At 74.9% G+C, this 11,041-nt stretch carries 9 protein-coding genes; 6 read left to right on the top strand and 3 right to left on the bottom strand.

Features of this window, described 5'->3' with window-relative positions; genetic code table 11:
- Positions 1-6: 6 nt before the first annotated feature.
- Both EBO36_RS13765 and EBO36_RS13760 read left to right on the top strand, forming a co-directional pair.
- Entirely contained in the window at positions 7-726 is a 720-nt protein-coding gene (locus EBO36_RS13765) for a TetR family transcriptional regulator (protein ID WP_122825117.1), read from the top strand.
- Positions 723-2,879, top strand: a complete 2,157-nt coding sequence (locus tag EBO36_RS13760) for an acyl-CoA dehydrogenase family protein (protein ID WP_122825116.1) — start codon at positions 723-725, stop codon at positions 2,877-2,879. Before EBO36_RS13765 ends, EBO36_RS13760 begins: the two co-directional genes overlap by 4 nt.
- Here the strand turns inward: EBO36_RS13760 and EBO36_RS13755 are convergent.
- Together EBO36_RS13755 and EBO36_RS13750 are read right to left on the bottom strand one after the other, a co-directional pair.
- A complete protein-coding gene (locus tag EBO36_RS13755) occupies positions 2,866-3,909 on the bottom strand; it encodes a DUF2804 domain-containing protein (protein WP_122825115.1) in 1,044 nt (347 codons plus the stop codon). The two genes, EBO36_RS13760 and EBO36_RS13755, sit on opposite strands and share 14 nt — an antisense overlap.
- 117 nt (positions 3,910-4,026) lie before the next feature.
- On the bottom strand, positions 4,027-4,653 hold the full coding sequence (locus EBO36_RS13750) for a histidine phosphatase family protein (RefSeq protein WP_122825114.1): 627 nt from the start codon (positions 4,651-4,653) through the stop codon (positions 4,027-4,029).
- Positions 4,654-4,872: 219 nt separating this feature from the next.
- Between EBO36_RS13750 and EBO36_RS13745 the strand changes: the two genes are divergently transcribed.
- The 4 genes from EBO36_RS13745 to EBO36_RS13730 all read left to right on the top strand — a co-directional run bounded on the left by EBO36_RS13745 (position 4,873) and on the right by EBO36_RS13730 (position 9,571).
- Positions 4,873-5,061, top strand: coding sequence for a hypothetical protein (locus EBO36_RS13745; RefSeq protein ID WP_122825113.1), 189 nt, complete (start codon positions 4,873-4,875; stop codon positions 5,059-5,061).
- Between the two features lie 93 nt (positions 5,062-5,154).
- Positions 5,155-7,467, top strand: a complete 2,313-nt coding sequence (gene purL / locus EBO36_RS13740; protein WP_122825112.1) for a phosphoribosylformylglycinamidine synthase subunit PurL — start codon at positions 5,155-5,157, stop codon at positions 7,465-7,467.
- Positions 7,468-7,511: 44 nt separating this feature from the next.
- Complete coding sequence (gdhA, locus tag EBO36_RS13735; protein WP_420897566.1) at positions 7,512-8,864, top strand: NADP-specific glutamate dehydrogenase; 1,353 nt, start codon at positions 7,512-7,514, stop codon at positions 8,862-8,864.
- Positions 8,861-9,571 carry a copper homeostasis protein CutC gene (locus tag EBO36_RS13730; protein ID WP_122825686.1) on the top strand — a complete coding sequence of 237 codons (711 nt, stop codon included), beginning with the start codon at positions 8,861-8,863 and terminating at the stop codon, positions 9,569-9,571. Before gdhA ends, EBO36_RS13730 begins: the two co-directional genes overlap by 4 nt.
- Before the next feature lie 4 nt (positions 9,572-9,575).
- Here EBO36_RS13730 and EBO36_RS13725 read toward each other — a convergent pair whose 3' ends face one another.
- On the bottom strand, positions 9,576-11,024 hold the full coding sequence (locus tag EBO36_RS13725; protein ID WP_244925295.1) for an MFS transporter: 1,449 nt from the start codon (positions 11,022-11,024) through the stop codon (positions 9,576-9,578).
- Positions 11,025-11,041 lie beyond the last annotated feature (17 nt).

The raw sequence follows: 11,041 nt of genomic DNA, 5'->3' as shown, positions 1-11,041 counted from the left end.
CCCGTGATGCCGATCACAAGCCGAAACGCGTCCGACGGGCGCGCCACCCGCTGGGACTCGCACCGCGTGTCCCGGCGGGCCGAGCTCGTGCGCGCCGCCCGCCGCGCCGTGCACCGGCGCGGTCCGGACCTCTCGATGGACGAGCTCGCCGCCGAGATCGGCACGTCCAAGTCGATCCTCTACCGCTACTTCACCGACAAGACCGGCCTGCAGGAGGCCGTCGGGCACGCCGTCCTCGCATGGCTGCGCACCGCGCTGGAGGAGGCCGGGCGCTCGGCGCGGGAGCCGCGGGACCGGCTGGCCGCGATGGTCGAGGCCTACCTCGAGATGGTCGAGGCCTCCCCGCACGTCTACGCCTTCGTCACCCATGCCGACGCCGGCACGGCCGGCGCGCTGCGGGGCTTCGTCGCCGACATCGAGCAGGTCGTCGCCGAGGCCCTCCTGCCCGTGCTCCGCCTGCGCGCGCCCGGGGAGGCGACCTCCACCGGGCGCGACGCCGAGAGCCGGGCGCTCGCGGCGCTGTGGTCGGCCGGCATGGTCGGCCTGGTCCGGGGCGCCGCGGAGCGGTGGCGGGCCGAGGCCGACGACGGCGGCACGGGCGGGACGATCGCCGCGATGGACCGCGCCCGGCTCGCGGAGCACCTCACCGCCTGGCTCTGGGAGGGCGCCGCCGGCGTCCCCCGACGTACGCCCACCCCCGCAACGACGCGACCGGAGACCCCATGACCGCCACCCCCGACGCCCGCACCGCGACCGCCACCCCGACCTCGATCCCGCGCGCCGGGCGCACGCCGTCGGCCGCGTCGCCCGAGAGTGCGCCCCGGGCCGGCGCGCGCGTGGACGTCACCGCGCTGGGCCGGCTCCTCGACGGTCGCTGGGGCGATCAGCGCCGCCGCGCCCGCGACCTCGCGCTCGACCCCGACCTCCAGCACGTGGAGGACCTCAGCCGCACCGAGCACCGCGAGCGGGTCCTGCGCCAGCTCCACCTCCTCGTCGAGCGCGGCGACGTGCTCCGGGGCTTCCCCGCCGAGCTCGGCGGCGCGGGGGACCCGGGCGGCAACCTCGCCGGGTTCGAGGAGCTGTTCCTCCTCGACCCGTCGCTGCAGATCAAGGTCGGCGTGCAGTGGGGGCTGTTCGGCTCGGCCGTCCTCCAGCTCGGCACCGCCGAGCACCACCAGCGGCTGCTGCCGGGGATCATGCAGCTCGACGTGCCCGGCTGCTTCGCCATGACGGAGATCGGCCACGGCTCCGACGTCGCCTCCATCGGGACCACCGCCACGTACGACCCCGCGACGGAGGAGTTCGTCGTCCACACGCCGGTGACCGCGGCCCGCAAGGAGTACATCGGCAACGCCGCGGCCCACGGGCGCGCCGCCGTCGTCTTCGCCCAGCTCGTCACGCAGGGCGTCAACCACGGGGTTCACGCGCTCTACGTCCCGATCCGGGAGGAGGCCGAGGACGGGACCTGGCGGCTGTGCGCCGGCGTCGGGAGTGCGGACGACGGCGCCAAGGGCGGGCTCAACGGCGTCGACAACGGCCGGCTGTGGTTCGACCAGGTCCGGGTGCCCCGCGAGAACCTCCTCAACCGGTACGGCGACGTCGCCGCCGACGGGACGTACCACTCGCCGATCGAGAGCCCCGGGCGCCGGTTCTTCACCATGCTCGCCACGCTCGTCCAGGGGCGGGTCTCCCTCGCCGGGGCCGCGGTCAACGCGAGCAAGGTGGCCCTCGCCGTCGCCGTCCGCTACGGCGTCCAGCGCCGCCAGTTCACCGGCGCCGGCGACGAGGGCGAGGTGACCCTCCTCGACTACCAGCAGCACCAGCGCCGCCTGTTCCCGCTGCTGGCCCGGACGTATGCGGCCACCTTCGCGCACGAGGAGCTCCTCGAGCGCTTCGACGACATCTTCTCCGGCGCCCACGACGACGACGACTCGCGCCAGGACCTCGAGACGCTCGCGGCGGCGATGAAGCCCGCCTCGACGTGGCTGGCGCTCGAGGCGCTGCAGGAGGCCCGCGAGGCGTGCGGCGGCGCCGGGTACATGGCCGAGAACCGGCTCGTCGGCCTGCGCGCGGACTTCGACGTCTACGCCACCTTCGAGGGCGACAACACGGTCCTCCTCCAGCTCGTCGGCAAGCGCCTGCTCACCGACTACGGCCAGGGGATGGCGAAGATCGACATCGCCGGGGCGGCGCGGTACGTCGCCTCCCGCGCCGCCGACATGACGCTGCACCGCACGCCGCTGCGCCGCGCCGCGCAGTCGGTGCGGGACTCGGGCTCCATGGCCCGCTCGGCCGGGCACCTGCGCAGCACCGCCGCCCAGCGCGAGCTCCTCGAGGACCGGGTCGAGACGATGGTGGCGGAGATCGCCGGCGCGCTGCGGGCCGTGCGCAACGCCTCGCCCGCCGAGGCGGCGGCCGAGTTCAACGCCCACCAGCACGAGCTCATCGAGGCGGCCGCGGCGCACGCCGACCTGCTCCAGTGGGAGGCCTTCACCGCCGCACTCGCGCGCGTGCGGGACGAGGGCACCCGCGAGGTCCTCACCACGCTGCGCGACCTCTACGCCCTGACGACGATCGAGCGCAACCTCGCGTGGTACCTCGTCAACGGGCGGATCTCCGCCCAGCGGGCCCGCGCCGTGACGAGCTACGTCAACCGCCTCCTGCCGCGCCTGCGACCGCACGCCGTCGCCCTCGTCGACGCCTTCGGCTACCGGCCCGAGCACCTGCGGGTGCCCATCGCCGGTGACGGCGAGACGCAGCGGCAGGAGGAGGCCCGCGCCCATGTCCGCCGTCGGCGGGCCAGCGGCGAGGAGCCGGTGAGTGCCAAGGTGCTCCACGCGAACGCGCGCCGCGCCGGGGGCGCCGTCACCACCGGTTGACGGCCTGCTGCGCCCAGCCGACGAGCCCGTCGACCCGACGGCGCTCGCCGTGGTCGTCGTCGACCCAGCCCGTCCAGTGGCCGAAGGCCTGGGTGACGCGCATGGACACGACGCCGAGGTTGGTGGCCTCGGTGCGCTCGTGGAAGGGGTGCAGCTCCACCTCGACGCGCTCGCCGCTCACGCGCCACGGGGCGGCGGAGGCGTCGAGCGCGTCGTAGGTCCACGCGAGGTCCTCGTCGATGCGGTGGAGGCGACCGTCGAGGAACAGGCCGTTGTCCGAGGTGCCCGTCCCCTCGGTCCACTTCCCGCCCAGCTGCAGCCCGGTGACGACGCCGTCCACCGTGCCGGAGCCCGCGCCCCAGTTCCACGTGATGGCGTACGGCCAGCGGCCCCGGCCGTGGTCCAGGCTGGCCCAGCCCTCGACGGGATGCTCCGCGCCGTCGACGGTGAGGGTGCCGGAGGCGGGCACCCCGACGGACTTCACGGCGTACTGGAACTGCCGCTCGCTCCACGGGACCACGACGCCGAGGAGCTCGCTCCCCAGGGGCGGGGCCACCGTGACGTCCAGGCGCACGCGGGGGGTCTGGGCGCGGACCCGCAGGGCGTCGGGGCTGTTCGTCGTGGGCGCCGGGTCGACGGCGATGGCCAGGCGCGGACCGGCGACCCGCACGGCCCCGGCGCCGAAGACGGCGGGCAGGTGCGTGTCCTTGGCGAACGGGACGGTGAGGGAGGTGTCGATCTCCTCCCCGGTGGTCCGGTCGAGCACCCACACCCGGTGGATGCCGGCGTAGTTGAGCGAGGACGCCGTCACCGTGACGACGTGGCGGTCGGTGATGATGCCGACGTACTCCCACTTCTTCGTCCGGGACCACGTGGCGGCGCGCCCGCGGGCGTTGCCGGGCAGGAGGTTGGCGCGGTGCAGGGGTGTGCGGGTCCAGCCCACGGCCGCCGGGTTGAGCTGCCCCGACGGCAGGCAGAGGTCGACCGGCTCGGTGATCTCCCGGCTCCGAGGCCCCCCGCCCCCGTCCATGGCGCAACTGTGCCAGCCGATCGCCGCGTCTGCCCCGCAGAGGGCCTCGCCGAACGTCTCGTGCCGCCTGGGGTGGGCGGGCGGCCGGGATCGTCCGCGTGGTCCAGCCGCCCGGGCTCAGGAGGTGGGCGCGACGCCGGGGGAGACGTTGAAGCCGAGCAGGCCCGTGGAGCCGTCGTCCCGGACGAGCAGCGTCGTGAGGGCCGTCGGCTCCAGCCGCGGGAGCGCTCGCCGGTAGTCGCGCAGCGGCACACCGAGGGTCTGGCACACGACGAGCCGGATGATGGTCGAGTGCGCCACGGCGAGCACGAGGCCCCCGGGACGGTCCGCAGCGAGGTTGCGGACGGCCGCGGTCGCCCGCTCGGCGCCCACGGCCGGCAGCTCCCCGCCCGGCCAGGGGGACGCGGCGGGGTCTGCCTCGTAGGCGGGCGCGTGGTCGGCGAACCGCGCGCGGGCCTCGGCGCGGGTGAGCCCCTCGGCCGCGCCGAAGTCGAGCTCGCGCAGGCGCGCGTCCACCACCGGCTCGAGCCCGGTGAGGGCGTGCACGGCGGCGGCGGTCCGGCGGGCACGGAGCAGGTCCGAGCTGGCGAGCGCCGTGACCCCCGCCGCCGCGGCCCAGCGCGCCAGGCGGTCGGCCTGCGCCTCGCCGACCTCGTCGAGGGGGATGTCGCTGCTGCCGGCGTACCGCACCGGTTCGTGCCACGGCGTGCGGCCGTGGCGCGCGAGGACGACGGTGGCGCTCATGCCGCGCCGTCCGGGCCCTGGGCCACCGCCCGGTCGCCGCCGTCGTCCCACCCGGTCGCCATCTTCAGCCTCCTCAGCCTCCTCAGCTTCCTTTGCCTCGGGACTCAGCCTAGGCGCGCCGCGCGGGGCCGTTCCGCCGGCGGCCCCGGGTGCCGGTACGGCGCTAGGGTCTGCTCCGCGAGCGTGACCGCTCCCACCCCAGACCCCCGGAGCTGAGCCATGTTCGTCGTGCCGTTCGTCCTCGGTCTCGCCGTCATCGCCGCCGTCGCCACCTGGTACGTGCGCCACCCCCGGCCCGCGCGGGGCGTCGACCCCCACCGCGCGAGGAGACGGACCGTGCTCCTCACCGCGGTGCCCGTGGTCGTCCTGCTCTACGCCGCCGGGGCGGCGCTCTTGCTCATGCGCTGAGCGGTCGGGGCCCGGCGCTGGACCCCCAGGGCGCCCCGCGCCCGCACGCCGGTAACCTGGAGCCCCGACCACGTCCGTATCCCCGGGGGCCCCATGTCCGATGCGCTCGCCCACCTCGACACCGTCGCGCACGCCGCGACCACGCCGGAGGTGACGCTCCCGTACCGCGAGCTCGGCCTCTCCGACGACGAGTACGTGCGGATCGTCGACATCCTCGGCCGCCGGCCCACCGCGGCGGAGCTGGCCATGTACTCGGTGATGTGGTCCGAGCACTGCTCGTACAAGTCGTCCAAGGTGCACCTGCGCCAGTTCGGCGAGAAGACCACCCCCGCCATGCGCGAGCACCTCCTCGTCGGCATCGGCGAGAACGCCGGCGTCGTCGACATCGGGGACGGCTGGGCGGTGACCTTCAAGGTCGAGTCGCACAACCACCCCAGCTACGTCGAGCCCTACCAGGGGGCGGCCACCGGCGTCGGCGGCATCGTCCGCGACATCATCTCCATGGGCGCGCGGCCCGTCGCCGTCATGGACCAGCTCCGCTTCGGGCGCATCGACCACCCCGACACCGCCCGCGTGGTCCACGGCGTCGTCGCGGGCGTGGCGGGCTACGGCAACTGCCTGGGCCTGCCCAACATCGGCGGCGAGGTCGAGTTCGACCCCTCCTACCAGGGCAACCCGCTCGTCAACGCCCTGTGCGTGGGCGTGCTGCGGCACGAGGACATCCACCTGGCCAACGCCTCGGGCGTGGGCAACAAGGTGGTCCTCTTCGGCGCCCGCACCGGTGGGGACGGCATCGGCGGCGCGTCCATCCTCGCCAGCGAGACCTTCGACGGCGGTGTGCCCACCAAGCGCCCCAGCGTCCAGGTGGGCGACCCCTTCATGGAGAAGCTCCTCATCGAGTGCTGCCTCGAGCTCTACGCGGCGGGCGTCGTCGAGGGCATCCAGGACCTCGGTGCGGCCGGGATCTCCTGCGCGACCTCCGAGCTCGCCTCCAACGGCGACGGCGGCATGTACGTCCAGCTCGAGCGGGTGCTCCTGCGTGAGGAGCTCAACGCCGGCGAGATCCTCATGTCCGAGTCGCAGGAGCGGATGATGGCCGTCGTCGCGCCCGACCGCCTCGAGGAGTTCCTCGCCATCACCGGCAAGTGGGACGTCGAGGCCGCCGTCATCGGCGAGGTCACCGGCACCGGTCGGCTCGTCATTGACCACCACGGCGAGCGGATCGTCGACGTCGACCCGCGCACCGTCGCCCACGAGGGCCCCACCTACCACCGCCCGTACGCCCGCCCGCCGTGGCAGGACGCCCTGGTGGCGGACGCCGCCGAGGCGCTGCCCCGCCCCGGCACCCCCGAGGAGCTGCGCGCGCAGCTGCTCGCGCTCGTCGCCTCGCCCAACGCGGCGAGCAAGGCGTGGGTCACCGAGCAGTACGACCGCTACGTGCGCGGCAACACGGCCCTCGCCCAGCCCGACGACGCGGGCGTCATCCGCGTCGACGAGGCCAGCGGCCTGGGCGTCGCCCTGAGCACGGACGCCAACGGCCGGTTCACCAAGCTCGACCCGTACGCCGGCGCCCAGCACGGCCTCGCCGAGGCGTACCGCAACGTCTCCTGCGTCGGGGCCCGGCCGCTGGCCGTCACCGACTGCCTCAACTTCGGCTCGCCGGAGGACCCGGACGCCATGTGGCAGCTCGTCGAGGCCATCACCGGCCTCGCCGACGGCTGCGCCGAGCTCGGCATCCCCGTCACCGGCGGCAACGTCTCGCTCTACAACGGCACCGGGGAGCCCGGCCGGATCGACTCCTCGATCAACCCCACGCCCGTCGTCGGCGTCCTCGGCGTGCTCGACGACGTCGCCCGCGCCACGCCGTCGGGCTGGATCCGGCCCGGGCTGGCGATCTACCTGCTCGGGGCGACCCGCACCGAGCTCTCCGGCTCGCTGTGGGCCGACGTCGTCCACGGCCACCTCGGCGGGCACCCGCCGGTCGTCGACCTCGCGGCCGAGCGCCGGCTGGGCGAGATCCTCGTCCACGCTGCCCGCGACGACGTCGCCGAGGCCGCGCACGACGTCTCCGCCGGGGGCCTGGCCATGACGCTCGTCGAGGCCTGCTCGCGCTTCGGCGTCGGGGCCCGGATCGACCTCGCCGCGCTGTGCGAGCGCGACGGGATCGACCTCGCCACCGCGCTGTTCGCCGAGTCCGGCGCCCGGGCCGTCGTCGCCGTCCCGCGCAGCGAGGAGGTCCGCCTCCTCGACCTGTGCACCGCGCGCCAGTTCCCGCACGTGCGCCTCGGCGTGACGGACGACGCGCCTACCGAGGGTCCCGTCCTCGACGTCGCCGGCGCCTTCAGCGTGCCGCTGACCGAGCTCGCCGCCGCGGCGGCCGCCACCCTGCCCGACCACTTCGGGTGAGGTGCGAGGCGTTGGCCGCGCACCACCCCGTGTCACACCACCGTATGAAGGAGTCACCCGTGGAGACCCAGCTCGAGCAGGTCTACGACCAGGTCCTGCGCCGCAACCCCGGCGAGTCCGAGTTCCACCAGGCCGTGCGTGAGGTCTTCGAGTCCCTCGGCCCGGTGCTCACCAAGCACCCCCAGTACGTCGACGCCGCCGTCCTCGAGCGCATCTGCGAGCCCGAGCGGCAGATCATCTTCCGTGTGCCGTGGGTCGACGACGCCGGCCGCGTGCAGATCAACCGCGGCTTCCGGGTGGAGTTCAACTCCGCCCTCGGGCCGTACAAGGGCGGCCTGCGCTTCCACCCCTCCGTCTACCTCGGCATCGTCAAGTTCCTCGGGTTCGAGCAGATCTTCAAGAACTCGCTCTCCGGCATGCCCATCGGCGGCGCGAAGGGCGGGTCGGACTTCGACCCGCGCGGGCGCAGCGACGGCGAGGTCATGCGCTTCTGCCAGGCGTTCATGACCGAGCTCTACCGCCACCTGGGCGAGTACACCGACGTCCCCGCGGGAGACATCGGCGTCGGCGGCCGCGAGATCGGCTACCTGTTCGGCCAGTACAAGCGGATCACCAACCGCTACGAGTCCGGCGTCCTCACCGGCAAGGGCGTCACCTGGGGCGGTTCGCTCGTCCGCACCGAGGCCACCGGCTACGGCACCGTCATGTTCACCGAGCGCATGCTCGGCACCCGCAACGAGTCCTTCGACGGCCAGCGCGTCGTCATCTCGGGATCGGGCAACGTCGCCATCTTCGCCGTCGAGAAGGCCCAGCAGCTCGGCGCGCGCGTCGTGGCGTTCTCGGACTCCTCCGGCTACGTCGTCGACGAGGCCGGGGTGGACCTCGACCTGCTCAAGGCGGTCAAGCTCGACGAGCGCGGCCGCGCCAAGGACTACGTCGCGCGCCGCCCGGGCTCGCGCCTGGTGGAGGACGGCTCCATCTGGGACATCCCGTGCGACATCGCGCTGCCCTGCGCGACGCAGAACGAGCTCACCGTCGACGACGCCCGCTCGCTGCTCAGCCACGGTGTCCGCGCCGTCGCCGAGGGGGCCAACATGCCGACGACGCCGGAGGCGGTGCGCCTGCTCCAGGAGTCGGGCGTGCTCTTCGGGCCCGGCAAGGCCGCGAACGCCGGCGGGGTGGCGACGTCCGCGCTGGAGATGCAGCAGAACGCCAGCCGGGACGCGTGGGACTTCGCCTACACCGAGGAGCGCCTCGCCGAGATCATGAGCGGCATCCACGACCGGTGCGCCGGCACGGCGGACGAGTACGGCCGCCCCGGGGACTACGTCCTCGGCGCGAACATCGCCGGCTTCACCAAGGTGGCCGACGCGATGCTCGCCCTCGGCGTCATCTGATGCCCGCGGTCGAGATCGCCGTCCAGGACGCGCACGGCGCCGCCGTCGCGGCCGAGGGCGGCGCCGACCGCGTGGAGCTGTGCACCGCCCTGCTCGTCGGCGGCCTCACCCCGAGCATCGCGCTCGCCGAGGCCGCCGTCGGGACGGGCATCGGTGTGCACGCCCTCGTCCGCCCCCGCGCGGGCGGGTTCGTCTACACCGCGTCTGAGGTCTCGGTCATGGTCCGGGACATCGAGGCGCTCGTCGACGTCGGGGTGGCGGGCGTCGTCATCGGCGCGCTCCGGGCCGACCGGACCCTCGACCGGCACGCGATCCGGGCCCTGGTGCGTGCCGCCGAGGGGCGGGAGGTGACCGTCCACCGGTGCGTCGACGTCCTCGACGACCCGGCGTCCGTCGTCGCCGAGCTCGCCGACCTCGGGGTGGCGCGCGTGCTCACCTCGGGCGGCGCCCCGCGCGCCGTCGACGGCACCGGCACCCTCGCCGCGATGGTGGAGCGGTCGGCCGGCCGCGTGGAGGTCATGGCCGGCGGTGGGGTCCGCATCGAGGACATCCCCGCCCTGCTCGCCGCGGGCGTCGGCTCGATCCACCTCTCCGCGCGCACCTCCGTCGCGGACGCCGGCCCGGCGGGCCCGGGCGGGGGCCCGGCCACCTACGAGGTCACCGACGCCGGCCTGGTCGCCGCCGCGGTGGCCGCTGCCCGCGCCTGACGCCCTACCGAGGGAGCGTGACGGGCGGGCGTTCGCGGCGGCGCAGGCTGTCGAGGACGGCGACGACGAGCGCGACGGCGATGATCCCCAGCGTCACCCGCAGGCCGACGGCGAGGGCCTCGCCGTAGCCCGCCGCGTCCGCCCCGGCCCCGGCGAGCGTGGTGAAGAAGACCGCGGTGGTCGCCGCGACGCCCACCGACGTCCCTACGCGCTGGAGGGTCTGGATCGTCGCACCGGCGGTGCCGCCCTGGGCGACGCGGACGTCCTCCAGCGCCAGCGTCGAGTTGGGCGAGATGACGAACCCGTTGCCCGCCCCGGCGATGGCAAGGCACGCGGCCACCACCCACGGGGCGGCCGCGCCGTCGACGTGGAGGACCGCCACGTCCGTGGCCGCCACCCCGGCGATCGTCGTGAGGATGCCGATGACGACGAGGCGCCGGCCGTACCGGGTGACGAGCCGGCCGCCGATCATCGCGGTCGCGCCGCCCAGGAGGGCGAACGGGGTCTGGACCAGCCCGGCCGCCAGCGGGCTCAGGCCCAGCCCCTGCTGGAGGTAGAGGGTGACGAGCAGGAAGATGCTCGTGAACCCGGCGAAGTACAGCCCGCCGATCGTCGCGCCGAGGGTGAAGGACGGGGTGCGCACGAGCGCCGAGGAGAGGATCGGGTCCCGGCCGCGACGCTCGAACGCCCGCTCCCAGGCCACGAACGCCACGAGCGCGACGGCGGCGACGGCGAGCAGCTGCCAGGGCGCCTGGTCCAGGCCGCCCCCCTCGGTGGCGAGGACGAACGGGAGCATGATGCCCAGGACGGTTACGCCGAGCAGGGCCAGGCCGACGACGTCGAGCGGGGTGCGCCCGCCGTGCCGGGTGTCGCGGGGCAGCAGCCGGGCCGCCAGCGGGATGAGGACGGCGCCCACCGGGACGTTGACGAGGAACACCGCCCGCCAGCCCTCCGCCTCCCCGGCGACGGCGAGCAGCGCCCCGCCGAGGAGCGGCCCGATCGCCGTCGAGATCCCCACGACCGCGCCGAACATGCCGAAGGCCCGGCCCCGCTCGGGCCCGCGGAAGAGCTGCTGGATGAGCCCGACCACCTGGGGGTTGAGCACCCCGGCGGCCGCCCCCTGGACGAGCCGGACGACGGCGAGCGCGGGGGCCGAGGTGACGAGGCCGCACGCGGCGGAGGCGAGGACGAACGCCGTGAGGCCGATGAGGAACATCCGCCGGCGCCCGAGCGTGTCCCCGAGCCGCCCGGCGGGGACGAGGACGAGCCCGAAGGCGAGGGTGTACCCGGCGACGATCCACTGCAGGTCGCTCGGGCTGGCGTCGAGGGAGGCCTCGATCGAGGGCAGGGCGACGTTGACGATGGAGACGTCGAGGAGGGTCATGAAGCCCGCGCCGAGGCAGACGGCGAAGGCAGGCCAGCGGGAGTCGCGCGCGGGCGAACGGTCGGTCACCCCAGAGTCCTAGCAGG

This window comes from Georgenia faecalis, assembly GCF_003710105.1.
GTDB classification, from domain to species: Bacteria; Actinomycetota; Actinomycetes; order Actinomycetales; family Actinomycetaceae; genus Georgenia_A; species Georgenia_A faecalis.
This window is presented reverse-complemented; position numbering and strand designations above follow the sequence as displayed.